At 72.0% G+C, this 23304-nt stretch carries 23 protein-coding genes; 15 read left to right on the plus strand and 8 right to left on the minus strand.

The window, feature by feature from the left end:
* Nucleotides 1–1134, plus strand: a 1134-nt coding sequence (gene sucB / locus ACEZDG_RS27115; protein WP_380514112.1) for a 2-oxoglutarate dehydrogenase, E2 component, dihydrolipoamide succinyltransferase, incomplete at its 5' end; no start/stop codon positions are given.
* Between the two features lie 75 nt (nucleotides 1135–1209).
* Here the strand turns inward: sucB and ACEZDG_RS27120 are convergent.
* Nucleotides 1210–1653, minus strand: a complete 444-nt coding sequence (locus ACEZDG_RS27120; RefSeq protein ID WP_380514114.1) for a hypothetical protein — start codon at nucleotides 1651–1653, stop codon at nucleotides 1210–1212.
* Nucleotides 1654–1822: 169 nt separating this feature from the next.
* Between ACEZDG_RS27120 and ACEZDG_RS27125 the strand changes: the two genes are divergently transcribed.
* Entirely contained in the window at nucleotides 1823–2341 is a 519-nt protein-coding gene (locus ACEZDG_RS27125) for a DUF4240 domain-containing protein (protein ID WP_380514116.1), read from the plus strand.
* Here the strand turns inward: ACEZDG_RS27125 and ACEZDG_RS27130 are convergent.
* Both ACEZDG_RS27130 and ACEZDG_RS27135 read right to left on the minus strand, forming a co-directional pair.
* Nucleotides 2329–3291 carry a carbohydrate kinase family protein gene (locus ACEZDG_RS27130; protein ID WP_380514118.1) on the minus strand — a complete coding sequence of 321 codons (963 nt, stop codon included), beginning with the start codon at nucleotides 3289–3291 and terminating at the stop codon, nucleotides 2329–2331. The two genes, ACEZDG_RS27125 and ACEZDG_RS27130, sit on opposite strands and share 13 nt — an antisense overlap.
* 50 nt (nucleotides 3292–3341) lie before the next feature.
* Nucleotides 3342–3881 (minus strand): GNAT family N-acetyltransferase, encoded by a 540-nt coding sequence (locus ACEZDG_RS27135; RefSeq protein ID WP_380514120.1) that lies wholly within the window; start codon nucleotides 3879–3881, stop codon nucleotides 3342–3344.
* A 49-nt stretch (nucleotides 3882–3930) separates the two neighbouring features.
* On the opposite strand from ACEZDG_RS27135, the gene ACEZDG_RS27140 reads away from it, so the two are divergent.
* Together ACEZDG_RS27140 and ACEZDG_RS27145 are read left to right on the plus strand one after the other, a co-directional pair.
* Nucleotides 3931–4848, plus strand: a complete 918-nt coding sequence (locus ACEZDG_RS27140; RefSeq protein WP_380514122.1) for a TIGR01777 family oxidoreductase — start codon at nucleotides 3931–3933, stop codon at nucleotides 4846–4848.
* Nucleotides 4849–5116: 268 nt separating this feature from the next.
* On the plus strand, nucleotides 5117–6457 hold the full coding sequence (locus ACEZDG_RS27145) for an NAD(P)/FAD-dependent oxidoreductase (RefSeq protein WP_380514124.1): 1341 nt from the start codon (nucleotides 5117–5119) through the stop codon (nucleotides 6455–6457).
* Between the two features lie 30 nt (nucleotides 6458–6487).
* On the opposite strand, the gene ACEZDG_RS27150 is transcribed toward ACEZDG_RS27145, so the two are convergent.
* Nucleotides 6488–8257 (minus strand): regulator, encoded by a 1770-nt coding sequence (locus tag ACEZDG_RS27150; protein ID WP_380514126.1) that lies wholly within the window; start codon nucleotides 8255–8257, stop codon nucleotides 6488–6490.
* A 306-nt stretch (nucleotides 8258–8563) separates the two neighbouring features.
* Here ACEZDG_RS27150 and ACEZDG_RS27155 point away from each other — a divergent pair, with 306 nt between their 5' ends.
* The 3 genes from ACEZDG_RS27155 to ACEZDG_RS27165 all read left to right on the plus strand — a co-directional run bounded on the left by ACEZDG_RS27155 (nucleotide 8564) and on the right by ACEZDG_RS27165 (nucleotide 12898).
* Nucleotides 8564–9385: a 3-hydroxybutyrate dehydrogenase gene (locus ACEZDG_RS27155; RefSeq protein ID WP_380514128.1), complete on the plus strand. Its 822-nt coding sequence runs from the start codon at nucleotides 8564–8566 to the stop codon at nucleotides 9383–9385.
* A gap of 50 nt (nucleotides 9386–9435) precedes the next feature.
* On the plus strand, nucleotides 9436–10866 hold the full coding sequence (locus ACEZDG_RS27160) for an MFS transporter (RefSeq protein ID WP_380514130.1): 1431 nt from the start codon (nucleotides 9436–9438) through the stop codon (nucleotides 10864–10866).
* A 118-nt stretch (nucleotides 10867–10984) separates the two neighbouring features.
* Nucleotides 10985–12898, plus strand: a complete 1914-nt coding sequence (locus ACEZDG_RS27165; RefSeq protein WP_380514132.1) for a helix-turn-helix domain-containing protein — start codon at nucleotides 10985–10987, stop codon at nucleotides 12896–12898.
* Here the strand turns inward: ACEZDG_RS27165 and ACEZDG_RS27170 are convergent.
* Together ACEZDG_RS27170 and ACEZDG_RS27175 are read right to left on the minus strand one after the other, a co-directional pair.
* The gene (locus ACEZDG_RS27170) at nucleotides 12895–13482 is read right to left on the minus strand and encodes a TetR family transcriptional regulator (RefSeq protein ID WP_380514134.1); all 588 of its coding nucleotides are present in this window, start codon (nucleotides 13480–13482) and stop codon (nucleotides 12895–12897) included. The genes ACEZDG_RS27165 and ACEZDG_RS27170 overlap by 4 nt on opposite strands.
* A 16-nt stretch (nucleotides 13483–13498) precedes the next feature.
* The gene (locus ACEZDG_RS27175) at nucleotides 13499–14500 is read right to left on the minus strand and encodes an aldo/keto reductase (protein WP_380514136.1); all 1002 of its coding nucleotides are present in this window, start codon (nucleotides 14498–14500) and stop codon (nucleotides 13499–13501) included.
* Nucleotides 14501–14670: 170 nt separating this feature from the next.
* Between ACEZDG_RS27175 and lipB the strand changes: the two genes are divergently transcribed.
* The 4 genes from lipB to ACEZDG_RS27195 all read left to right on the plus strand — a co-directional run bounded on the left by lipB (nucleotide 14671) and on the right by ACEZDG_RS27195 (nucleotide 17725).
* Nucleotides 14671–15450, plus strand: a complete 780-nt coding sequence (lipB, locus tag ACEZDG_RS27180) for a lipoyl(octanoyl) transferase LipB (RefSeq protein WP_380514434.1) — start codon at nucleotides 14671–14673, stop codon at nucleotides 15448–15450.
* A 144-nt stretch (nucleotides 15451–15594) separates the two neighbouring features.
* Nucleotides 15595–16545 carry a lipoyl synthase gene (gene lipA / locus ACEZDG_RS27185; protein ID WP_380514138.1) on the plus strand — a complete coding sequence of 317 codons (951 nt, stop codon included), beginning with the start codon at nucleotides 15595–15597 and terminating at the stop codon, nucleotides 16543–16545.
* A gap of 169 nt (nucleotides 16546–16714) precedes the next feature.
* A complete protein-coding gene (locus ACEZDG_RS27190; RefSeq protein ID WP_380514140.1) occupies nucleotides 16715–16972 on the plus strand; it encodes a hypothetical protein in 258 nt (85 codons plus the stop codon).
* Between the two features lie 69 nt (nucleotides 16973–17041).
* Nucleotides 17042–17725 (plus strand): DUF4191 domain-containing protein, encoded by a 684-nt coding sequence (locus ACEZDG_RS27195; protein ID WP_380514142.1) that lies wholly within the window; start codon nucleotides 17042–17044, stop codon nucleotides 17723–17725.
* Nucleotides 17726–17831: 106 nt separating this feature from the next.
* Here the strand turns inward: ACEZDG_RS27195 and ACEZDG_RS27200 are convergent, their stop codons facing one another.
* Nucleotides 17832–18302 carry an RDD family protein gene (locus tag ACEZDG_RS27200; RefSeq protein WP_380514144.1) on the minus strand — a complete coding sequence of 157 codons (471 nt, stop codon included), beginning with the start codon at nucleotides 18300–18302 and terminating at the stop codon, nucleotides 17832–17834.
* A 300-nt stretch (nucleotides 18303–18602) separates the two neighbouring features.
* On the opposite strand from ACEZDG_RS27200, the gene glnA reads away from it, so the two are divergent.
* Nucleotides 18603–20018 carry a type I glutamate--ammonia ligase gene (gene glnA, locus ACEZDG_RS27205; protein WP_380514146.1) on the plus strand — a complete coding sequence of 472 codons (1416 nt, stop codon included), beginning with the start codon at nucleotides 18603–18605 and terminating at the stop codon, nucleotides 20016–20018.
* A gap of 245 nt (nucleotides 20019–20263) precedes the next feature.
* Here glnA and ACEZDG_RS27210 read toward each other — a convergent pair whose 3' ends face one another.
* Nucleotides 20264–20749, minus strand: coding sequence for a MarR family winged helix-turn-helix transcriptional regulator (locus ACEZDG_RS27210; RefSeq protein WP_380514148.1), 486 nt, complete (start codon nucleotides 20747–20749; stop codon nucleotides 20264–20266).
* Between the two features lie 227 nt (nucleotides 20750–20976).
* Here ACEZDG_RS27210 and ACEZDG_RS27215 point away from each other — a divergent pair, with 227 nt between their 5' ends.
* The 3 genes from ACEZDG_RS27215 (at nucleotide 20977) to ACEZDG_RS27225 (ending at nucleotide 23091) form a co-directional block, all read left to right on the plus strand.
* Nucleotides 20977–21342, plus strand: coding sequence for a VOC family protein (locus tag ACEZDG_RS27215; protein WP_380514150.1), 366 nt, complete (start codon nucleotides 20977–20979; stop codon nucleotides 21340–21342).
* Between the two features lie 106 nt (nucleotides 21343–21448).
* Nucleotides 21449–22426, plus strand: a complete 978-nt coding sequence (locus ACEZDG_RS27220; RefSeq protein ID WP_380514152.1) for a hypothetical protein — start codon at nucleotides 21449–21451, stop codon at nucleotides 22424–22426.
* A gap of 59 nt (nucleotides 22427–22485) precedes the next feature.
* On the plus strand, nucleotides 22486–23091 hold the full coding sequence (locus tag ACEZDG_RS27225) for a malonic semialdehyde reductase (protein ID WP_380514154.1): 606 nt from the start codon (nucleotides 22486–22488) through the stop codon (nucleotides 23089–23091).
* Nucleotides 23092–23304 lie beyond the last annotated feature (213 nt).

Below are 23304 nucleotides of genomic sequence, written 5' to 3' on the forward strand. Positions count from 1 at the left end.
GGCCTTCGCCATCACGTTCACCCAGGGCGTGCCGCTCCCGCGCCCGCCCCGGTCGCGGCTCCGGCCCCCGCGCCGGCCCCGGTGGCTGCCGCCCCGGCTCCGGTCGCCGCCCCGGCCCCGGTGGCCCCGGCCGCGCCCGCGCCGGTCGCCGCTCCAGTCGCGCCCGCCGCCCCCTCGGCCCCGCTGCAGGCGCCCGCCGCCGAGACCGCCGACGCCTACGTCACCCCGCTGGTCCGCAAGCTCGCGGCCGAGCAGGGTGTCGACCTGGGCTCGGTGCAGGGCACTGGCGTCGGTGGCCGGATCCGCAAGCAGGACGTCATCGCCGCAGGTGAGGCCGCCCGTGCCGCTGCCGCCCCGGCCCCGGCCGCGGCGACCGCCAAGGCCCCGACGACCATCGCCGCGGTCTCCCCGCTGCGCGGCCAGACCGTCAAGATGACCCGGATGCGCAAGGTCATCGCCGACAACATGCTGAAGGCGATCCAGACCACCGCCCAGCTGACCACGGTGGTCGAGGTCGACGTCACCCGGGTGATGCGGCTCCGCAACCAGGCCAAGTCCGGCTTCCAGTCGCGCGAGGGCGTCAAGCTCTCGCCGATGCCGTTCTTCGTCAAGGCCGCGGCCGAGGCGCTCAAGGCCCACCCGATCGTCAACTCGACCGTCAACGACGCCGAGGGCTCGATCACCTACCACGCCGCCGAGCACATCGGCATCGCGGTGGACACCGAGCGCGGCCTGATGGTCCCGGTCATCCACGATGCGGGCGACCTCAACATCGCCGGCATCGCCAAGAAGACCGCCGACCTCGCCGCCCGCACCCGGGACAACAAGGTCAAGCCGGACGAGCTGTCCGGCGGCACCTTCACCATCACCAACACCGGCTCGCGCGGCGCGCTGTTCGACACCCCGATCTTCACGCCGCCGCAGGTCGCGATCCTCGGCATCGGCGCGACGGTCAAGCGCGCCGTGGTCGTCACCACGCCGGAGCTGGGCGAGACCATCGCGGTCCGCGACATGGTCTTCCTGGCCCTGTCCTACGACCACCGCGTGGTCGACGGCGCCGACGCCGCCCGCTTCCTGGGCACCGTCAAGGCCCGCCTGGAAGAGGGCGCCTTCGAGGGCGACCTCGGCCTGTAGTCCGCACCCGCAGCACAACGCCGCTGCCCCCGGTCCCGCCTCGGCGGAGCCGGGGGCAGCGGCGTTGGGTCCCGGTCACCGGGGAGGGGGCTGTCCCGGTCCTTGATCGGTGACAGCAAGATGGTTGATCTTGCCGGCTTGGATGGTCAGGCCCTGGAACCTGCCGTCTTTGATCTCGTTGTGCACATGCAGCACCTCACTCGTCGCGGCGGGCAGCGCGTCGACGGCCTGCTGGAGGGCCAGCGCGAAGCCGCCGTCCCGCTCCGCCTCCTCCTCCAGGGCGAGGGCCAGCCGCTGGCTGGTGCGCGGGGACAGCTCGGCCTGGCCGGCCTCGGCCTCCTCCCGCACCCGCTGCAGCACCGAGTCGTCGCCCAGCTTCCGGCTGACCAGCTCATGGACCTGCTCCAGGCCGGCGTCCAGCGCCCGGTCGAACTCCGCGTCGGCCTTGCCGCCGACACGGCGGGCCTTCCGCACAGCCCAGGCGAAGACACATCCGACCGCGATCTCGATGCCTGTCATCCCACCGCCCCCACTCCCCCTGCGAATCCGCTTGACGACAGGTCAGACGCTACTCGCCGCACGTCGCAGGGGCGGCGAGTTGCCGTGATCCCCCGGCACGGCGGCGCGGCACCGGCCGCGGATCCGTCCGCCGGGGGCAATGGCCAGAAATACCTGCGAGGATCAGGGCATGGACGAGACGGACTTCTGGCAGCTGATCGACGACACCCGCGAAGGCGCCCAGGGCGACCCGGTGGAGCACGCGGACCTGCTGGTCGAACGGCTTGGGGAGCGGACACCGGACGAGGTGATCGACTTTGCCCGGCTGTTCGAGGCGAGGTTGGCGCGAGCGTGGCGGTGGGACGTGTGGGGAGCGGCGGACCTGCTGCTCGGCGGGGCGAGCGAGGAGGGCTTCGAGTTCTTCTGCTGCTGGCTGGTCGGCCAGGGCCGGGAGGTCTTCGAGGGCGCGCTCGCCGATCCCGACGAGCTGGCGGACCTGGTCCCCGACTTCGACGAGGAGGACGACGGCGACGCCGAGGAACTGGGCGACGCCGCCGCGCAGGCCTATGAGCAGCTGACCGCGCTGCCGCTGCCGGACCTGGGGATCCGCACCAAAACGGGTGAGCCCAGCGGCGACAGCATCGACTTCGACAACGCACGGACCATGGCGGAACGTTTCCCCCGGCTCTGGGACCGCTACGGCTCCTGAGCAGGCTGCCGGCCGGGCTCTTGGCCAGGCTCCTGGCCGGCCCGCAGTTCGGCCCGGTCGGGCGGGTTGGCCCCCGCCCGGGAGACGGTGATCGCCGCTGCCGCGGCGGCCTGCCCCAGCACCGCCGCCAGTACGGCGGCGTCCAGGGCGGCCAGCGCCGGACGGGCCGCCCTGCCGAGCAGCTCGCGGTCGGCCAGGGCGTCCAGGACCGCGGACATGAAGGAGTCCCCCGCGCCGACGGTGTCCACCACGGTGGTGGGCACGCCGGGGACGGCCGCGCGGGCGGTGCCGGTCCAGCCGACCGCGCCGTCTCCGCCGAGCGTGACCAGGACCGCGGCGGCGCCGAGGGCGAGCCAGCGGGCGGCCACGGCCTGGTGGCTGTCACCCGGATAGAGCCAGGCCAGGTCCTCGTCGCTGGCCTTGACCAGGTCGCTCAGCGCGACACAGCGCTCGACCTGCCGGACCACCTCGGCCCGGTCCCCGAGCAGCGCGGCCCTGATGTTCGGGTCGTAGCTGACGGACGCCTCCGGGCGCAGCCCCTCGACCACGGCCAGGGCCGAGGCGGCCCCCGGGGCGGTCACGGCGGCGATCGAGCCCAGGTGGACGTGCGGGGGCGCGGTCGGCAGCGGCTCGACCGGGCCCAGCGTCCAGGCGATGTCGAAGCTGTAGGTCGCGCCGCCGTCGGGCCCGATGGTGACCACGGCGGTCGGCGTGCGCACGTCGGGACGGCCCTCAGCCAGCAGGGTGACCCCGGCGGAGCGCAGATGGGCGGCGATCAGCGCGCCCATCGGGTCCGCGCCGAGCTGGGTGAGCAGCGCGGTGTCCCGGCCCAGCCGGGCCAGGCCGTAGGCGACGTTGGCCGGGCTGCCGCCGGGGTGCGGGACGTCCGGCTGCCCGGGCGTACGGACGATGTCGGCGACGCACTCGCCGATCACGAGGAAGTCGGTCACGCTGTCAGGCTCCCTGGTTGCTGCTCGGGGGCGGAGGTCGGGCCCGTACGTCAGAGGGTCAGGCCCATGGCGACGTCGTCGACGTACGTGCCGTCGAGGTAGAACTCCTCGGGGGCGACCCCCTCGACCCCGAAGCCCAGCGACTCGTAGAGCGCGCGGGCCGGGGCGTTGTAGCCCAGGACCCGGAGGGTGACCCGGCGGGCGCCGACCCGGCGGGCCTCGGCCAGCGCGGCCTCGATCAGGGTGCGGCCCACGCCGTGCCGCCGGACCGAGGGGTCCACGGCCAGGCCGTGGATGGTCCTGATGTGGGCGTTGCTCGGCAGCGAGGTCGGCAGCACCAGGCGTATGTAGCCGACGAGTTCACCGTCCAGCAGGGCCAGCAGGTAGTGCTCAGGCAGGTGCCGTTCGTCGTAGAAGACAGCGTCGGGCGCAGGCGGCGCGGGGCGCTCCTGCACGTCGCTGAGCCGGGACCAGCAGCGGTAGTCGAGCGCGGCGAGGGCCGGCCCGTCGCCGCTCTCAGCGGTACGGACGACAAGCCGGCCGGACGTGGTGGAACCGGGGGTGGTGGAGCCGGAGGCGGTGGTGGACATGCGTGCAAGCTTAAAGCTCGTGGACAGCTCGGCCTGAGAGGATGTCGGGATGCGCATCGCTGTCACTGGATCGACCGGCCTCATCGGCTCCGCCCTCGTCCGCTCGCTGCTCGACGACGGGCACCAGGTGGTCCGCCTGGTGCGGCGGCCCCCCGCCGCGCGCGCGGACGGCAGCACCGAGGTGCGCTGGAACCCGCGGCTGCGCGAGATCGACCGCAAGGGCCTGGCCGAGGGCCCGGACGGCAGTCCGCTGGACGCCGTGGTGCACCTGGCCGGTGCCGGGGTCGCCGACCGGCGCTGGACCACCGCCTACAAGCAGGAGATCCACGACAGCCGGGTGCTGGGCACCAGCACCGTCGCCGAGGCCGTGGCCGGGCTCGACCAGCCGCCGAAGGTGCTGGTCAGCGGCTCGGCCGTGGGGATCTACGGGCAGACCGGCGACCAGGTCGTCGACGAGGCCGCGGAGCCCGGGGGCGACTTCCTGGCCCGGGTCTGCGTGGAGTGGGAGGAGTCCACGGCCGCGGCGGCGGAGGCCGGGATCCGGGTGGCCCATGCCCGCACCGGGCTGGTCGTGGCCGGGCAGGGCGGGGCCTGGGGCCGGCTGTTCCCGCTGTTCAAGCTGGGCCTCGGCGGGCGGCTCGGCGACGGCCGCCAGTACTGGAGCTTCATCTCGCTGCGGGACGAAGTCGCCGCGTTCCGGTATCTGATCGACAACGACTCCCTGAGCGGGGCCTTCAATCTGACCGCGCCGACACCGGCCACCAACGCCGAGGTGACCGCGGCCATGGGGCGGGTGCTGCGCCGTCCGACCGTTTTCGCGGTCCCCGAGTTCGCCCTCAAGGCGGCGCTGGGCGAGATGGCGGTGGAGGTGATCGGCAGTCACCGGGTCCTGCCGACCAGGCTGCTGGAGGCGGGCTTCCAGTTCACCCACCCGACCGTCGACCAGGCCATCGAGGCCGCGCTGTAGCCCTTCACGGGCCCTTCGGGCGCCGCAGGTGGGGGCGGCGCACAGGCGCATGGACGGGGCGCACGCGACAGCACCCTTCACCCTCTGCCACGCTCTGCGCCGGTACACGCTTCACCGATCAGCAATGGTCACTTAATGTGCACGAATGGTCGCGTTCCGCCAGTTTCGGCTGAAACTCCCGGTCTGACCTTGGCATTGACGGGGCATCACCTGGACATCGGCCGGGACCGGTCAGAGTGACGCCCCCGGCCACGGAGGGAGCCGCCCCGTGCCAGCAACGCCCCTGCCAGTGCCCACGCCCCTGCCGCTACCCCTGCCCCGGAACCGCGCCCACCCCGCCAGGACCGCCGCTTCGCCCACCCCGCCCACCGCGCCCGCCCGGCGGCCGGTCGACGTCATCGTGGTGGGGTCCGGCCTGGCCGGGCTCTCGGCCGCGCGCCGGATCGCCGACGCCGGGCTCTCCGTCACCGTGCTGGAGGCCGCCGACCGGATCGGCGGACGCACCGCCGGGCACCAGCGGGACGGGTTCCGGCTGGACCACGGCGTCCACCTGCTCAACACCGCCTCGCTGGAGCCGGACGAGGTGCTCGACCTGTCCCGGCTCGACCTGCGCCCGTTGGCGCCCGAGGTGCTGCCGCACCGTCAGGACCGGAAGTACCGGATCGGCCGGGCCCGGCTGGCCGCCGCGCTGTCGCGGCTGGCCGCGACGCCCGTCGAACGGCTGATGGCCCGTCCGGAACGGACCGCCGCACGGGCGCTGGCCGAACGCGGGCTGCTCGGCCTCACCCTGGACGGGGTGCTGCGGCCTCTGCTGGTCGCCCTGCTCGGCGACCCCGTCCTCGGCACCAGCAGCAGGGTCGCCGACCTGGCTCTGCGCGACTACGCCCGCGGACGGCTGTGCCTGCCCGCGACCGGCCTCTCGGCGCTGCCTCGGCAACTCGCGGAGGGGCTGCCGGCCGACTGCCTGCGGCTCGGCGTCCGGGTCACCTCGGTGTCCGCGGACGGGGTGCGGACCGAGCGGCACGGGCACTTCGGCAGCCGGGCGGTGGTCATCGCCACCGACGCCCGCGCGGCCGGTGACCTGCTGCCCGGGCTGCACCAGCCCGACTACCACCCGGTCACCACCTACTACCACGCCGCCGCCGCGTCGCCCTGCCCGACGCCCCGGCTGCTGCTGGACGCCGAACGGATCGGCGCGGGCGGGGGGCTGGTCTCGCACACCCTGGTGCTCAGCGAGGTCGACCGCTCCTACGCCCCGGCCGGGGCGTCGCTGATCGCCAGCACCGTGCTCGGCCGGCGCTCCTTCGGCGCGGGCGGCCCCACGGCGCTGGAACCGGCCGTCCGCCGCCGCCTGGGCACCCTCTACGGGACGGACAGCGGCGGCTGGGAGTTCGTCGGGGTGCGCCACCTCCCGGACGCCCTCCCGGCCATGCCGCCCCCGCACCACTTCCACCGCCCGGTGCGGGTGCTGCACGGGCTGTACGTCTGCGGCGACCACCGCGACACCAGCAGCGCCCAGGGCGCCCTCGGCTCCGGCCGCAGGGCCGCCGCGGCGGTGCTCCGCGACCTGGGCCTGCCCCTGGTCCCGGACGCCGACCTGGCCGCCTAGGATCCTGACGTCTAGGTTCCTGACGCCGGATCAGATGATGCCCGCGCTGTGCGCTGCCTCCTCGAAGGTGCGGACGGCGGCGGTGCCCCGGTAGGGGCCCAGCCGACGGCTGAACTCGCGGAGGTACTCCACCGCGCGCAGCGAGCGCATCTCGGTGGCCCCGCGCAGGGCCTCCGTCGCGGCCGTGCACGCCTCGTCCACCTCGCCCAGGCCCAGCCTGGCGGTGGCCAGCACGGTGCGGCAGAACACCCGGCTGCGGGCGTACCCGGTCGCCCGCAGCCGCAGCGACCGCTCCGCGTGCTGCGCGCAGGGGCGCCACTGCTGGAGGTCCCGGTAGCAGTGGCCGAACTCGTCCGCGAGCTGGGCCTCGTCGAAGAAGCGGGCCCAACTCGGCATCTCGTCGCTGGGGCGGGCGGCCTGCAGCGCCCGCTCCGCGCGGACCAGCGAGGTGGTGCAGGAGCGGGCGTCCCCGATCAGGCCGTGGCCGCGCGCCTCGGCGGCGTGCATCAGCGCCTGGACCGCGGTCGGCGCGGCGGTGCCGATCCCCTGCTGGGCGACCCTGGCCAACTGCACCGCCTCCCGGCCGTGGCCGAGGTAGACCGCCTGGCGGCTCATGGTGACCAGCACGTACGCCCCGTACAGCCGGTCGTTGGCGGCCTGGGCCAGGCGCAGCGACTGGACGAAGTAGCGCTGGGCCAGGCCGTGCGCGCCGATGTCGTAGGAGGTCCAGCCGGCCAGCCGGGTGAGGTCGGCGACCGCGCCGAACAGCGAGCGGCCGATGGCCTCGTTGTAGCGACCGCGCAGCATCGGCTCGGCCTCGCTCTCCAGGTAGCGGATCAGCGCCTGCCTGGCGTGGCCGCCGCCGTAGGCGTTGTCGAGCGAGCGGAACAGGTCGCCGACGGCGTGCACCGCCGCGACGTCGCCGCGTCCGACCCGGTGCAGCCCGCGCGGGGGCGGCGGCGGGGGCGCCAACTCGCCGTGCAGCCCGGCCACCCCGCTGCCGATCCCGCCCGCGTTGCCGATGCCGCCGCTGTTGCCGTTCCCGCCCCCGGCGACCGGCAGCGGGGGTCGGCGGGTCTGGGCCGGGATGCCGGGGGCCAGGCCGGCGGGACGCATCACCGGACGGCCGGGGCCGGGACCCGGGCCGATGCCCAGGTCCTGGGCGGTCTCCCGGGCGACCCGGTCGTCGCTGCGGCCGATCAGCCAGTCCCGGCTGGGCACGACCAGGCCGGCCGGGGTGAAGGCGATCCGGCGCAGCTCGGAGTGCGCCCCAGTGTCCTTGCGCCACATGCTGCTGACGATGTCGACGGCCTCGGCCGGGGTCTCCGCGAACTCCAGGCCCGCGTACACCGGCGCGCAGGCGTCGAGGCCGAGGTCCTGGGCCGAGAGCCGGCGGCCGAGGCGGCGGGTGAAGACCTCGGCGATCAGCGCCGGGGTGGCTCCCCTGGGCTGCTGGCCGCGCAGCCAGCGGGTGACCGAGGTCTTGTCGTAGCGCAGGTCGAGGCCGTGCTCCAGGCCGAGTTGGTCCACCCTGCGGGCCAGCCCGGCGTGGGAGAAGCCCGCCTCCTCGATCAGAGCGGCGAGGCGCTGGTTGTGCGAGCGCGCGATCGAGGAGCGCTCGACGGCAGCCCGGGGCGACCGGGCGGCCTCGTGGCCCGCCGGGTCCACGGCGAGCCGGGACTGGCCGAGTCGCGGGTCGGCCGACCGGGGGCGCTCGGCGGGAGCCGACCGCTCGGCGGTAGCCGATCGGTCGGGTCGGGCCTCGGCCGACGATCGGTCGGTTACTGGCCGCTGGGGCATGTGCCACACACCTTCCGGGTGCGCGCGCCGCCACGGGGGATGCGCCCCCCGGAGTACGCCGCGAGCTCCCTACGGGAACGGCGTGAATGTAGCGAGCATTTGACCCGTATGGCCGATTCTGTCAACTTAATCGCCCGATTGAGTGACAGCAGCCCCTCGATCCGGTGATGGTGCGTCAGGATGCCACGCGGCGGCGGGCCGTCCTGCCAGGGCCACCGCTGATGGGGTGCGACGCCATAGTCGGACGCCCTGCTGTGGTTTCCGCCCACATGTCAGCGCCGTCCCGCGGTTCCTAGCGTGTGGGCCATGGAGAGCACCCCGGCGGACCGCGCGAGCCGCCCCGCAGTCCACCCCGCAGTCCGCGCCGCAGCAGCACCCCGTCCCGCCGTGCTGGCCGGGCGGACGGCCCTGGTGACGGGCGCCGCCGGAGGCATCGGACGGGCCTGCGCACGCGCCTTCGCCGCCGCCGGGGCCCACGTCTACGTGGTGGACCTGGTCGCCGAGGCCGCCAAGGCAGTCGCCGAGGAGGTGGGCGGCACCGCCTTCGTCGTCGACCTGGCCGACCCCGAGGCGGTCGAGACGCTGCCGGCCGACGCCGACATCGTCGTCAACAACGCCGGGCTGCAGCACGTCGCCCCGCTCCAGGACTTCCCGACGGACCGCTTCGTACTGATCCAGAAGGTCATGGTCGAGGCCCCGTTCCGGATCATCCGGCGCACCCTGCCGCACATGTACGCGCAGGGCTGGGGACGGATCGTCAACATCTCCTCGGTGCACGGGCTCAGGGCCAGCGCCTTCAAGTCCGCCTACGTCACCGCCAAGCACGGCCTGGAAGGGCTGAGCAAGGTGGTCGCCCTGGAGGGCGCCCCCTACGGCGTGACCAGCAACTGCGTGAACCCCGGCTACGTCCGCACACCGCTGGTGCAGCACCAGATCGCCGACCAGGCGCTGGCGCACGGCATCTCCGAGGAGGACGTGGTGGAGCAGATCATGCTCGACCGCACCGCGATCAAGCGGCTGATCGAGCCGGACGAGGTCGCCGAGGCGGCGCTGTGGCTGTGTTCCGCCTCGTCCGGCTACATCACCGGCGCGTCGCTCCCCCTGGACGGCGGCTGGACCGCGCGCTGAACCCCACCCGCCCCCGTTCCATCCGCCACCCGACACGAAGGGCTTCCCCCATGGCCGGCGCTCCCACCGCTGTGAACGCACCGCCCGCCCCCAGTCCCAAGGGCCTGACCAGGATCGTCGCCGCCAGCCTGGTCGGCACCACCATCGAGTGGTACGACTACTTCCTCTACGGATCGGCCGCCGCGCTGGTCTTCGGGAAGGTGTTCTTCCCCAAGTCCGATCCACTCACCGGCACCCTGCTGGCGTTCCTCACCTACGCCATCGGCTTCGCCGCCCGCCCACTGGGCGCCCTGGTCTTCGGCCACTTCGGCGACCGGATCGGCCGCAAGCAACTGCTCGTGGTCAGCCTGCTGATGATGGGCGTCTCCAGCGCCCTGATCGGCTGCGTCCCCGGCTACGCCAGCATCGGCATCGCCGCGCCGATCCTGCTCACCACGCTGCGCGTGGTGCAGGGCTTCGCCCTCGGCGGGGAGTGGGGCGGGGCGGTGCTGCTGGTCTCCGAGCACGGGGACGCCCGGCGGCGCGGCTTCTGGGCCTCCTGGCCGCAGGGCGGCGCGCCCGCGGGCAACCTGATCGCGGTCGGCGTGCTCTCGCTGATGACCAGTGTCCAGTCCGACGCGTCCTTCGTCGCCTGGGGCTGGCGGATACCGTTCCTGTTCTCCGCGGTACTGGTCGGCATCGGCCTGTGGGTCAGGCTCAGCGTGGACGAGTCGCCGCTGTTCAAGGCCGCCCAGGCGAAGGCCGCGGCGCGTGCCGCCGCGGACGGACCGGCCGAGCCCTCGCCGCTGGTGTCCGTGCTGCGGCAGCACTGGCGCGACATCCTGGTCGCGATGGGCGCCCGGATCGCCGAGAACATCTCCTACTACGTGATCACCGCGTTTGTGCTCACCTACTGCGTGGACCACCTCGGCCTGGCCAAGCAGACGGCGCTCAACGCGGTGCTGATCGGCTCCGCCGTGCAGTTCTGCCTGATCCCGATGTTCGGCGCGCTCTCCGACCGGGTCGGCCGCAAGCCGGTGTACCTGGTCGGCGCGGTCGGGGTGGGGGTCTGGGCCTGGGCGTTCTTCGGACTGCTGGACACCCGGTCGTTCCCGATGCTGGTGCTCGCGGTGACCGTCGGCCTGGTCTTCCACAGCGCCATGTACGCCCCGCAGGCGGCCTTCTTCTCCGAGCTGTTCGCCACCAGGATGCGCTTCTCCGGCGCGTCCATCGGCGCCCAGTTCGCTTCGGTGGCGGCCGGGGCCCCGGCCCCGCTGATCGCGGTGGCGCTGCTGGCGCACTACGGCGACTCGACCCCGGTCTCGGTCTACCTGTCGCTGGCGGCGGTGGTCACCGTGATCGCCCTGCTCTTCGCCAAGGAGACCCGTGGCCGCGACCTGGCCGAGGTGGTCCCGGACGGCGCAGCGGCCGTCCCGGCCCGGGCCCAGGCCGGAACCGCGGCTGGTGCTGCGGCTGACGCCACGGACGCCGCCGCGGTCTGACCCCCTCGGTCCGCTCCCCCGACCGGGGGTGCGCGGCGGAGGCCACGTTCCGCCGCGCACCCCCACCCTCCGGCAGACCGTTCACACCCCGTGACAGAGAAGCTTCTGAGCTGCAACGATGACCCGCACCATGGAAGACCTCAGCCACCCTCCTCATGACTCCGACACCGCCGCCCGGCGGCTGCTGCGCCTGCTCGCCGACGGGGCCTCCGCCGAGGAGCTGGCGGCGGTGCCCGGCGCGGACCAGGAGTCGGGGCGGCTGGCGCTCCGGGTGCAGCGCACCCTGAGCCAGCACCGGCGGCGGGAGAACCAGCTCAGCGCCCTGTTCGACACCGCCGGGGACCTCGCCGCCTCGCGCGACCTGGACGCCGTGCTGCAGGCCATCGTGCGCCGGGCCCGGATGCTGCTCGGCACCGACACCGCGTACCTGACGCTGCCCGACGAGGCCGCCGGGGACACCTACATGCGGGTCACCGACGGCTCGGTCTCCGCCCTGTTCCAGGGCCTGCGGCTGGAGTTGGGCGAGGGCCTGGGCGGCCTGGTGGCCCAGACCGCCCGCCCCTACGCGACCCCCGACTACCGCACCGACGCACGCTTCCACCACACCAGGACCATCGACGCCGGCGTGGTGGACGAGGGCCTGGTCGGCATCCTGGGCGTCCCGCTCCTCCTCGGCTCCCACGCGGGCAGCGGCGGCGGCAGCGCCGGGGACGGCAAGGTGATCGGGGTGCTCTTCGCCGCCGACCGTTCGCCCCGCCCGTTCACCCCGGACGAAGTCGCCCTGCTGTGCTCGCTCGCCGCGCACGCCGCCATCGCCATCGACACCGCCCGCGCGCTGGAGGACACCCGCGCCGCACTGGCCGACCTGGCCGAGGCCAACGCCGTGATCCGGGAGCACGCCGCCGCCATGCAGCGCGCCGAGGAGGCCCACGACCGGCTCACCGACCTGGTGCTGCGCGGCGGCGAGATCAGCGCCGTCGCCGAGGCCGTCTCCCAGCTGCTGGGCGGCGGCATCACCGTGCACGACCCGCAGGGGCAGCTGCTGACCGGTCCCCCGGCCGGCGGCGAGCCGTACCCCGACGCCGTCGCCGAGTCCCGGGTGCACGGCCGCGCCATCGAGCACCGCGGGCGCTGGATCTGCGCGGTGCTGGCGGGTCAGGAACTGCTCGGCAGCCTGGTGCTGACGGACCGTCCGCTGCTCGAGGACGCCGACCGGCGGCTGTTCGAGCGGGCGAGTGTGGTGACGGCGCTGCTCCTGCTGCTGCGCCGGTCCGTCGCCGAGACCGAGAACCGGGTGCGCGGGGAACTGCTCACCGATCTGCTCAACTCCCCCGAGCGCGATCCGGACGGCCTGGTCGAACGCGGGCGGCGGCTGGGCGTGGACCTGCGCAGGCCGCACCTGCTGCTGGTGGCCCAAGTACCGGACCAGGCCCGGAGCAAGCTCGCCGGGGCCGCGGCCCAGGTGCTGTTCGGCCGGGGCGGCATCAGCGCCGAGCACGGGGGCGCGCTGGTACTGCTGCTGCCCGGCGAGCCCTGCCTCGCGCCCGGCGCGGTGGCCCGCTCGGTGGCGGCGCAGCTGGGGCAGCTCACCGGACTGACTGTCACCGTCGGCGCCGCCGCACCGGCGACCGGGCCTGCCGCGCTGGTGGCCGCGCACGAGGAGGCGCTGCGCTGCCTGCGCGGCCTGCACGTCCTCGGCCGGACCGGTGACGGGGCGTCATCCGCCGATCTGGGCTTCCTCGGAGTGCTGCTGGGCGACGGGCACGACGTCTCCGGATTCGTCGGCCAGGCGCTCGGCCCGCTGCTGGACTACGACGCCCGGCGCGGCACCGAACTGGTCCGCACCCTGCAGGCCTACTTCGCCTGCGGCGGCAGCCTGACCCGGGCCAAGGACGAGCTGCACGTCCATGTGAACACGGTGGTGCAGCGCCTGGACCGGGTCGAGGCGCTGCTGGGCACGGACTGGAACGCGCCGGAGCGCGCCCTGGAACTCCAGCTCGCGCTACGGCTGCACCGCCTGGCGGACGCCTAGCGGGCGGCCAGGCCGCGGAGCAGCAGGCCGACCAGCGCGGCGAACTCCTGGTCCGCGGTGGGGGTGGTCCAGGTGGAGGCGTAGGCCGGGTCGTGGAAGCGGGCGGTGGCCTGGAAGACGGTGTGAGCCAGCGTCAGCGGATCGCCCACCTCGGCGAAGATGCCGTCGTCCTGGCCCTCCGCGATGATCACGGCGAGCTGGGTCTCCAGGGCGGTCAGGTGCCCGTCGATGAGAGCACTGCTCTCGTCGACGAGCACCTGGTACGTCGCGAACAGCTCCGGGTCGTCCAGGGCCTTGTGCTTCTTGGCCCGGTACAGCGTCTCCAGCCAGAGCCGGAGCCGGACGTCCGGCGGCTGCGACCCGGTGGCCACGGCCGGGAGCGCGGCATGGGCGCGATCCAGCCAGCGCTCGGTCACCGCCCCCCGCAGCGCGGCCTTGCTCGGGAAGTGGCGGTAGACCGTGCCGTGGCTGACGCCCAGGGCCCGGGCCACGTCCACGACGGTGGCCTTGGCAGGCCCGAAGCGGCGCAGCACGTCCTCCGCCGCCACCAGGATCTGCTCGGTGCTGAGCGCTGATTCCGCCATCGCAGGTCGTCCGGCCTTACTTCTCGCTGTCCAGATGTGCCATCTGCGCAGCAATGTACCGGTCGCCGGCGGCGGCGCCGGCCGGGACCGCCGCCTCGATGGCCTGCAGGTCGGCCGCGTCGAGCTTGAGGTCCAGCGCGCCGAGGGCCTCGGTCAGCCGGTCCCGGCGGCGGGCGCCGACCAGCGGGACGATGTCCTCGCCCTGGGCCAGCACCCAGGCGATGGCGGTCTGCGCCACGCTGGCGCCCTTGGCCTCGGCGACCGCCCGCAGCGCCTCCACCAGGGCCAGGTTGGTGTCGATGTTGCCGGCGCTGAAGCGCGGGCTGACGCCGCGGAAGTCGCCGGGGGCGACCGGCTGGTCCGCCTTCCAGTGGCCGCTGATCAGGCCGCGGGAGAGCACGCCGTAGGCGGTGATGCCGATGCCCAGCTCGCGGGTGGTCGGCAGGATCTCGGCCTCGAGGCCGCGGGAGATCAGCGAGTACTCGATCTGCAGGTCGGCGATGGGGTGCACGGCGTGGGCCCGGCGGATGGTCTCCGCGCCGACCTCGGAGAGGCCGATGTGGCGGACGTGGCCCGCCTGGACCATCTCGGCGATGGCGCCGACGGTCTCCTCGATCGGGACGGCGGGGTCGAGCCGGGCCGGGCGGTAGATGTCGATGTAGTCGGTGCCAAGACGGCGCAGCGAGTAGGCGAGGAAGTTCTTGACCGCCTGGGGGCGGGCGTCGTTGCCGAGCCAGCCGCCGTCGGCGTCGCGCAGGGCGCCGAACTTGACGCTGACCGCGACCTCGCCGCGGTCCCGGCCGCTGCTGCGCAGGGCGTCCCTGATCAGCAGCTCGTTGTGGCCCATGCCGTAGAAGTCGCCGGTGTCGATCAGGGTCACGCCCGCGTCCAGCGAGGCGTGCACGGTGGCGATGGACTCGGCCTCGTCGGCCGGACCGTACATGCCGGACATGCCCATGGCGCCCAGGCCGAGGGCGGAGACACGGGGGCCGGTGCTGCCGAGCTGGCGGAGGTTCATGAGGGTCCTTTCGGTGGTGTGCGACCTGCTGTGGACAACTATGCACGATGCGATGACAGATTTCAATATCTGTCATCCCGTTCCCATCGTCCGACAGTCGTACAGTTGCCGACAGGTACACAGGACAAGGGGTGACACCAGTGGTCGACGGCGGGCTTCGGTTTGTGCACATGGGCATCGGCGAGCGGGCGGTCCCGTACGAGGAGGCCCTGGCCGAGCAGCAGCGGCTGCACGCGCTGCGGGTCGCCGACGAGATCCCGGACACCGTCCTGCTGCTCGAACACCAGCCGGTCTACACCGCCGGGCGCCGCACCCGCCCCGAGGACTACCCGCTGGACGGGACCCCGGTGGTCGCGGTCACCCGCGGCGGCGAGATCACCTGGCACGGCCCCGGCCAGCTGATCGGCTACCCGATCGTCAAGCTGCCGGAGCCGATGGACGTGGTCGCGTACGTACGCCGCCTGGAGGAGGCGCTGATCCGGGCCTGCGCCGAGTTCGGCACCGGCACCACCCGGGTCGAGGGCCGCAGCGGCGTGTGGGTGCTGGGCCAGGAGCTGCCGGGCGCGGTGGTCGACGCGGACCGGGTGGTGAACATCGGCGCGCTGACCCTGCGGATGGGCGCCAAGCTCGGCCTTGACCCCCGGCTGGCCGGCCCCGAGTACGCGGCGTCCAACGCCGGGCAGCGCGGCGACGACCGCAAGCTCGCCGCGATCGGGGTCCGGGTGGCCCGGGGCGTGACCATGCACGGCTTCGCCCTGAACTGCGATCCGGACATGACCTGGTTCGACCAGATCATCCCCTGCGGGATCCGCGACGCCGGGGTCGGCTCGCTGAGCACCGAACTGGGCCGCACGGTGACCGTCCCCGAGGTCCTGCCGGTGGTGGAACGCCACCTCAGCGCGGTGCTGGCGGCCGGGAATCACCCGTCCCCGGCCGCTGTTGCCGTCTGAGGGAAGCACCCGGCGCCGATTGGCCGTCCCACCGGGCGTCCGAGCCATGGAATCCCAGGCGTATCCTGGGTAATCGCCTGGCAGTACGAGCAACAAGTGCAGCAAGAGCAGTCACCACTGCAACAACTCTGAGGGAGCCGCTACGTGTCCGCTGTCGCACCCGACGGTCGGAAGATGCTGCGACTGGAGGTCCGCAACAGCGAGACCCCGATCGAGCGCAAGCCCGAGTGGATCAAGACCCGGGCGAAGATGGGCCCCGAGTACACCGCGCTGCAGTCGCTGGTGAAGTCCGAGGGCCTGCACACGGTCTGCCAGGAAGCCGGCTGCCCCAACATCTTCGAGTGCTGGGAGGACCGCGAGGCGACCTTCCTCATCGGCGGCGACCAGTGCACCAGGCGCTGCGACTTCTGCCAGATCGACACCGGCAAGCCGGCCGACTTCGACCGCGACGAGCCGCGCCGGGTGGCCGAGTCGGTGCTGAAGATGGACCTCAACTACGCCACCATCACCGGTGTCGCCCGTGACGACCTCGACGACGGCGGCGCCTGGCTCTACGCCGAGACGGTCCGCCAGATCCACGCGGTGACCGCCGACCGCCCCACCGGGCGGACCGGCGTCGAGCTGCTGATCCCGGACTTCAACGCGGTGCCGGAGCAGCTCGCCGAGGTCTTCTCGTCCCGTCCGCAGGTGCTGGCGCACAACGTCGAGACGGTGCCCCGGATCTTCAAGCGGATCCGCCCCGGCTTCCGCTACGAGCGCTCGCTCAAGGTGATCACCGAGGCCCGCGCGGTGGGCCTGGTGACCAAGTCCAACCTGATCCTGGGCATGGGCGAGACCCGCGAGGAGGTCAGCGAGGCGCTCCGGGACCTGTACCGGGCCGGCTGCGAGCTGATCACCATCACCCAGTACCTGCGCCCCTCCCCCCGGCACCACCCGGTCGAGCGCTGGGTCAAGCCGCAGGAGTTCGTGGAGCTGCAGCAGGAGGCCGAGGAGATCGGCTTCGCCGGCGTCATGTCGGGCCCGCTGGTCCGCTCCTCGTACCGGGCCGGGCGTCTCTACCGGCAGGCCCTGGAGCACCGCGGCGCCACCGTCTGAACCGCATGACCGAAACTCCGTGCGAGGGTTTCATCTACGTTTGACCCGGGGGTCACCGCGCGGTAACACGGTGTGGTGACGATGGGGTGGCAGCCTCGGAGTCGTCAGCGGCAGCGCTCAGAGGCAGTACCCCGGACAGACAGCACGACCACGAGGGGAGTGGTTACGCATGCAGTCGGTATCGCGAGCACAGTCCACCGGGCGGCCGTCGGTCGACGGAAGCCTGAGCACCGGAGGCATCAGCACCGGCCTGCTCAGCGGCGGCCTGCGCTCCTTCGGCGGCGCCCTCCGGATCGCGGAGTCGGTGCTGCTCGGCAGCGGCCAGCAGACCGCCCGCCGCAACGCCTGGGACGCGGTCTGCGAGAACCGCCGCCACGCCCAGGACCGCGAGGACGTCCACCGGGTCACGGTGCGCTCCGCGCACTGAGATCAACCCGATACGGACTCAGGCCCCCGGGCTTGGGAAACCATGCCGGTCGCACCGTACGATGGCCCCATGGCGAGGCAGGAAACCACCGACGAAACCCCCGGACGGCTCAAGCAGATCCGTCTGGCGTACACCATGACCAAGCGGGTCGACCCGAAAATCGGTCTCATCATCGCCGGTATCGGGCTCGGCACCCTCGCGGTGCTCCTCGTTATCGGCTTCTTGGTCGGGCACCCGATCTACCTCGGCATCCTGGGCCTCTTCGCGGGGATCCTGGCCGCCGTGGTGGTCTTCGGCCGCCGGGCCGAGAGGGCCGCCTTCGGGCAGATGGACGGGCAGCCCGGCGCAGCTGCGGCCGTGCTCAACAACATCAAGCGCGGCTGGACGATCACCCCGGTGGTCGCGGCGACGCGCCAGCAGGACGCGGTGCACCGCGCGGTCGGCCGTCCGGGCATCGTCCTGGTCGGCGAGGGCAACATCAACCGGCTTCGGCCGATGATGGCCGCCGAGAAGCGCCGGATGAGCAAGGCGGCGGGCGACGTCCCGGTGATCGACATCATCGTGGGCGAGGGCGAGGGCCAGATCCCGCTCAAGCGGCTGCAGATGCACCTGACCAAGATGCCGCGGACGCTTCCGCCGTCGCAGGTCACCCAGATCAACGACCGGCTGCGGGCGATGGGCGACCTGATGTCCAACGCGCCGATCCCCAAGGGCCCGATGCCCAAGAGCGCGCGGATGCCCAAGGGCCGCTGACCGGCTCCCCCGGTCCCCCACTCCCCACCTCAACACACGCGACGGCCCCGGCCGCGCCTTCTGCCGAAGGACGCGACCGGGGCCGCTCCGCGTGTACTGCTCCGGACTACATCCGGACCTCGACCGTACCGACCAGGCGGTCGTGCATCCCGCGCCCGTCGCGGTCCCAGATCACGGCCGGGATGGCCAGCATCATCAGGAAGGTGCGCAGCGCGACCTGCCCCATCGTCGCCCGGCTGCCGTCCACCCGCACCACCCGCATCCCGAGCAGGCGCTTACCGGGCGTACTGCCGATGGTGCCCACCGTGAGTACGCTGAGCACGAAGAAGACGAAGAGGGTCCAGTCGTTGGCCCGCACCAGGTTGCCGTGGGTGATCAGTCCGTAGGAGACCATCGCGCACAGCCACCAGTCGATCACCAGGGCCACCAGGCGCCGGCCGGTCGGGGCCATCGACCCGGTGCCCTCCTCGGGCAGGCCGAGCCGCTCGCCCCGGTAGCGGGGGTCGCCCTCGGCCGGCGCCGCGCCCACCTGGGGGCCTTCTATCCACGATCCCAGCGCATCTCTACTGTCGTCCACAGAGCCAGGGTAGCCGTCCGAGGTCTACCGATTTGCGACCGGGGTAGGGAGACTGGGACAGCTCCCATATTGGTCTAGTCCACTCTCCAAGGAGTGAAACAACCGGAAGATCGTCAAACCCTCAAAGGCCAGGAACCACAAGGGTTGTCCCCGCGTTGACCTGGTGCGGTTAACATCCGCGAAACATGTGAGTCACAGGCGAGAAACGGCCTGTTCCTATCGTGAGCCACACCGGTGCCGCCGGCGGGACCGGCGGTCCCGCACCCGCAATCCTGGCGCTTGCCGGGCCGAGGAGGATGGATGTTCAACAACGCCGAAGAGATGTCCCGCTACATCTCGGACAATGACATCAAGTTCGTCGATGTCAGGTTCTGCGACCTTCCAGGCGTCATGCAGCACTTCACCGTGCCCGCGGAGTCCTTCGATCCGGCCGAGACCCTGATGTTCGACGGATCGTCGATCCGCGGCTTCCAGGCGATCCACGAGTCCGACATGGCCCTGGTCCCCGACCTGAGCACGGCCAGGCTCGACGCCTTCCGCAAGGAATCGCACCTCAACATCAACTTCTTCATCCACGACCCGATCACCGGCGAGCAGTACAGCCGCGACCCGCGCAACGTGGCCAAGAAGGCCGAGGCGTACCTCGCCTCCTCCGGCATCGCCGACACCGCGTACTTCGGCCCCGAGGCGGAGTTCTACGTCTTCGACGACGTCCGCTTCGAGACCAAGCAGAACAAGTCCTTCTACGAGATCGACTCCGTGGCCGGCGCCTGGAACACCGGTCGCGTCGAGGAGGGCGGCAACCGCGGCTACAAGGTCCGCTACAAGGGCGGCTACTTCCCGGCCCCGCCGGTGGACCACTTCGCCGACCTGCGCGCCGAGATGTCGCTGGAGCTGACCCGGGCCGGCCTGCAGATCGAACGCCAGCACCACGAGGTCGGCACGGCCGGCCAGGCCGAGATCAACTACAAGTTCAACACGCTGCTCGCCGCGGCCGACGACCTGATGCTGTTCAAGTACATCATCAAGAACGTGGCCTGGCGGAACGGCAAGACCGCGACCTTCATGCCCAAGCCGATCTTCGGCGACAACGGCTCCGGCATGCACTGCCACCAGTCCCTGTGGAGCGGCGGCGAGCCCCTCTTCTACGACGAGCAGGGCTACGCGGGCCTGTCCGACATGGCCCGCTACTACATCGGCGGCCTGCTCAAGCACGCCCCCTCGCTGCTGGCCTTCACCAACCCGACGGTGAACTCCTACCACCGCCTGGTCCCCGGTTTCGAGGCCCCGGTCAACCTGGTCTACTCCCAGCGCAACCGCTCGGCGGCGATCCGCATCCCGATCACCGGCGCCAACGCCAAGGCCAAGCGCATCGAGTTCCGCGCGCCCGACCCGTCCTCCAACCCCTATCTCGCCTTCTCGGCGATGCTGATGGCAGGGCTGGACGGCATCAAGAACAAGATCGAGCCGCTGGAGCCGGTCGACAAGGACCTCTACGAACTGGCCCCCGACGAGCACGCCTCCGTCCCCCAGGTCCCGGCCACCCTCCCCGCCGTCCTCGAAGCCCTCGAGGCCGACCACGACTACCTCCTCGCCGGCGGCGTCTTCACCCCCGACCTGATCGACACCTGGATCGACTTCAAGCGCACCCAGGAAGTCCTCCCCATCTCCCTCCGCCCCCACCCCCACGAGTTCGAGCTCTACTTCGACCTCTGACACGTGGAAGATGATCTTGATTTCCTGACTGGCCGCCAGTAGCCATGGAGACCCTGCCGCTCACTACCGAGAGCGGCAGGGTCTCCGTGTTGCACTAGGGCATGTTCGACTCACCTTGATGTCGTGGCCTGCCCGCAGCCGGAACCGGTCGGCGAAGCGAGCGGCGAAGCGAGCGAGAAAGGCACGCAGCTCGGGGCTGAGGGCGAGCGCGGTTCCGAACACCACATCTGGGGCGTGACGCGTCCTCAGCTGTCGAGGGAGCGCTCGTCCGGGTCGATCGCGCGCATGATGCGTCGGTTGATCTCGCGCAGCTGCCGGGACTGGGCCCTGGTCAGCGGGTCGAAGACCAGGCGGCGAACCTCATCGACATGGCCGGGCGCGGCCTCGGCCACCTTGGTCCAGCCCTCGTCGGTCAGGGTCGCCAGGGTGTAACGGCCGTCCGTCGGGTCGGGGGTGCGGCGCACCCAACCGCGCTGCTCGAGCCGGGCGACCACCTGGGACAGGCGCGGCAGCGAACCTTCGGTCTGCACCGCCAGCACGCTCATCCGCAGGGTGCGGTCGGGCACTTGGGACAGCTTGGCCAGCACCTGGTACTCGAAGTGGCCGATCCCGGCGTCGCGACGCAGCTGCTCATCGAGCGCGGACGGCAGCCTGATCAGCGTGCTGGCCAGGGCGAGCCATGCCTGCGCCTCCTCGGCGTCGAGCCAGCGGGGCTCCTGTGGGGCGTCCATGACTTCAGGATAGCTTAAAAGTTGAAGTGAACCAGCGGCTCAGATGACTTGCATCGTGAAGTGAGCCGGGCTAGCTTGACTTAAAGCTTTAACCGTAAGGGCCGAGCGGTGCACGCGTTGAAGAAGGTGCGCACCGCCCTCCGCCTGGAAACGCCTCGCCGTAGCTGGCCGCCACCGCCTGGCAGCGGTGCCGGACCTCGGCATCACTCGGAGAAAAGGAATCAGTCATGACCACGTCCGTCATCGGCCTCAGCATCGACGCCGCCGACGCAGCCGCCCTCGCCGCATTCTGGTCGAAGGTTCTGCACCGCCCGGTCAACCCGGGCGCGACCGCCGAGAGCGCCGCGATCGACGCCACTGACCCGACCAGCGGCCCCAAGCTCGCCTTCTGGAAGGTCCCGGAGCCCAAGTCGGTCAAGAACCGCCTCCACCTCGACCTGTGGACCGACGAGTTCGACGCCGAGAGCAAGCGGCTGACCGACCTCGGCGCCACACCCGTCGCCGACGCCGAGAAGTCGGCGGTCCGCTGGACCACCTTCGCCGACCCGGAGGGCAACGAATTCGACCTGGTGGGGTCCCTGCCCGCCGGGTGACCGGCCGCACTTGCAGCAGCGGTATCCGCAAATCTCTGAATCATCCGATGCGGGAAGGAACTTACTGATGGATCACGTGGATCGGCAGGGAACCACGAGGCGGACGATGCTCCGCACAGGGGCCCTGGCCGGAACGGCTGCGGCTCTCGGCGCCACCGGAATGTTCGCGGCCGGAACGGCGCGCGCGGCCAACACGGCTGCCGACGGTACGCAGCATCTGCCGTACCCGTCCGGTGTCACTGACACCGCGCACTGCACGCCGGAGATCGCCGCGATCTTCCGCGGCATCCTGACGGCCAAGAGCAGGCACGACGCCGCAGGGTTCATGTCCTACTTCTCCAGGACGAACACCGTTTACATCGACGCCTGCCTGGGCGTCAGCATGTCCGGCTGGCAGGCGCTGAGCAACTTCTTCACCCCCTTCCTCGCCAGCGTGCCTGCCGACGCGATCTCCTATCCGCTGCGCATCGTCGGCGACGCGCGAAGCGCTGCGATCGAGTTCGTGGACACCCCCGCGTTCTTCGGCCAGGAGATCCGCGCCCTCTCCACCGTCACCTTCGACAACAACCACAAGATCACCCGCTGGGTCGACTACTGGGACGGCCGCAGCTCCCTCATCCAGAACACCATCACCGGCACCTATCCCACCGACTTCAGCGATTCCGAGCAGAACGCCCACCCCGCCGTGGTCCGGGCCGCCCGGGCGCTCCAGGCCGCGTTCGCGACGGGCGACGCCGCCGGGGCCGTCGCCCTGATGTCCTACGACGTGGTCCACGAGGACCTGGCCGCGCACACCCGCGTCCGCGGCACCCTCCAGGCCCAGCGCTACTACGCCCGGGCGCTCGGACAGCTCCCCTACGGACCGGGCGCCGCCCTGCTCCACACCGAAGGCAGCCGCCAGGGCGGCGGCTACGAGTGGTCCGCCGCCCCGGACGCCGCCCCGATGCACCGCGGCCACACCTGCCTCGAACTCGACGAGAACGGCAAGATCAGCCGCCTGACCGCCATCTACGACTCAAGCCTCCTGAGCGCCGCCGCCTACCGGTCCCTGATCGGCCTAGCCGCCGAAGCACCCCTGTCCTGACGGCGAACGAATCCGTACCTTTCGAGCGCCACCCGACCAAGAAACGGAATCGAACCGCGATGACCGAACTGCACGAGCACGTCGCCCTGGACACGACCGCACAGGACCTGCTGTTCCGCGAGGCACGCACCGTGACCACCTTCTCCGACGAGCCGGTGAGCGAGGAGCAGGTCGCCGCGATCTACGACCTGATCAAGTACGCACCGACCGCGTTCAACTCCCAGCCGCTACGCATCCTGCTGGTGCGCACCCCCGAGGCGCGCGAGCGTCTCGTCGAGCACCTGTGGGACGGCAACAAGGCAAAGACCGCCGGCGCTCCGCTGGTCGCGGTGCTCGCCTACGACCCCGAATTCCACGAGCACCTGCCCACCCAGTTGCCGCACTTCCCGGCCGCGCAGAGCCTTTTCAAGGGCAAGGACCACCGCTTCGTCGAAGCGTCCGTCAGCGCCGGCCTGCAGATCGGCTACTTCATCCTCGGCGTGCGCGCCGTGGGCCTGGCCGCCGGCCCGATGACCGGCCTGGACGCCGAGGCCATCGACCAGGAGTTCTTCGCCGAGACCGGCTACAAGACCCTCGTCGTAGTCACCATCGGCAAGCCGGACGGGAGCCCCGCATTCCCCCGCAGCCCGCGCCTCGAACAGAACCGGGTCATCACCACGGTCTGAATCTCCCACCACAGCACAGCAGCGCTGCCCGAACCCGTCGCGCACTCCGGCCCACCGGATCGCGGGGAGACCACACGAGGCATTTGATCGTCAACCCCTGCCATGAGCAGTCTGTACGCGGGCGACAACCGGGTGTCGCAGGCATGAGTACGCGCTGAGCATCTCGTCAGTTCGGCTGGTGGGATGTGCACCCGTTGTGCACCGGGGGCCGAC

This window comes from Streptacidiphilus alkalitolerans (genome assembly GCF_042511045.1).
In the GTDB taxonomy this organism is placed as follows: Bacteria; Actinomycetota; Actinomycetes; order Streptomycetales; family Streptomycetaceae; genus Streptacidiphilus; species Streptacidiphilus alkalitolerans.

What these genes read in the sequence shown, in the direction of transcription:
- ACEZDG_RS27125 (WP_380514116.1), top strand. Translation starts at nt 1,823, where the DNA reads ATGGACGAGACGGACTTCTGGCAGCTGATCGACGACACCCGCGAAGGC.
- ACEZDG_RS27190 (WP_380514140.1), top strand. Translation starts at nt 16,715, where the DNA reads ATGCAGTCGGTATCGCGAGCACAGTCCACCGGGCGGCCGTCGGTCGAC.
- ACEZDG_RS27140 (WP_380514122.1), top strand. Translation starts at nt 3,931, where the DNA reads ATGCGCATCGCTGTCACTGGATCGACCGGCCTCATCGGCTCCGCCCTC.
- glnA (WP_380514146.1), top strand. Translation starts at nt 18,603, where the DNA reads ATGTTCAACAACGCCGAAGAGATGTCCCGCTACATCTCGGACAATGAC.
- ACEZDG_RS27155 (WP_380514128.1), top strand. Translation starts at nt 8,564, where the DNA reads ATGGAGAGCACCCCGGCGGACCGCGCGAGCCGCCCCGCAGTCCACCCC.
- ACEZDG_RS27160 (WP_380514130.1), top strand. Translation starts at nt 9,436, where the DNA reads ATGGCCGGCGCTCCCACCGCTGTGAACGCACCGCCCGCCCCCAGTCCC.
- ACEZDG_RS27195 (WP_380514142.1), top strand. Translation starts at nt 17,042, where the DNA reads ATGGCGAGGCAGGAAACCACCGACGAAACCCCCGGACGGCTCAAGCAG.
- ACEZDG_RS27135 (WP_380514120.1), bottom strand. Translation starts at nt 3,881, where the DNA reads ATGTCCACCACCGCCTCCGGCTCCACCACCCCCGGTTCCACCACGTCC.
- ACEZDG_RS27175 (WP_380514136.1), bottom strand. Translation starts at nt 14,500, where the DNA reads ATGAACCTCCGCCAGCTCGGCAGCACCGGCCCCCGTGTCTCCGCCCTC.
- ACEZDG_RS27170 (WP_380514134.1), bottom strand. Translation starts at nt 13,482, where the DNA reads ATGGCGGAATCAGCGCTCAGCACCGAGCAGATCCTGGTGGCGGCGGAG.
- ACEZDG_RS27225 (WP_380514154.1), top strand. Translation starts at nt 22,486, where the DNA reads ATGACCGAACTGCACGAGCACGTCGCCCTGGACACGACCGCACAGGAC.
- ACEZDG_RS27165 (WP_380514132.1), top strand. Translation starts at nt 10,985, where the DNA reads ATGACCCGCACCATGGAAGACCTCAGCCACCCTCCTCATGACTCCGAC.
- ACEZDG_RS27120 (WP_380514114.1), bottom strand. Translation starts at nt 1,653, where the DNA reads ATGACAGGCATCGAGATCGCGGTCGGATGTGTCTTCGCCTGGGCTGTG.
- ACEZDG_RS27220 (WP_380514152.1), top strand. Translation starts at nt 21,449, where the DNA reads ATGCTCCGCACAGGGGCCCTGGCCGGAACGGCTGCGGCTCTCGGCGCC.
- ACEZDG_RS27215 (WP_380514150.1), top strand. Translation starts at nt 20,977, where the DNA reads ATGACCACGTCCGTCATCGGCCTCAGCATCGACGCCGCCGACGCAGCC.
- lipB (WP_380514434.1), top strand. Translation starts at nt 14,671, where the DNA reads ATGGGCATCGGCGAGCGGGCGGTCCCGTACGAGGAGGCCCTGGCCGAG.
- ACEZDG_RS27210 (WP_380514148.1), bottom strand. Translation starts at nt 20,749, where the DNA reads ATGGACGCCCCACAGGAGCCCCGCTGGCTCGACGCCGAGGAGGCGCAG.
- ACEZDG_RS27150 (WP_380514126.1), bottom strand. Translation starts at nt 8,257, where the DNA reads ATGCCCCAGCGGCCAGTAACCGACCGATCGTCGGCCGAGGCCCGACCC.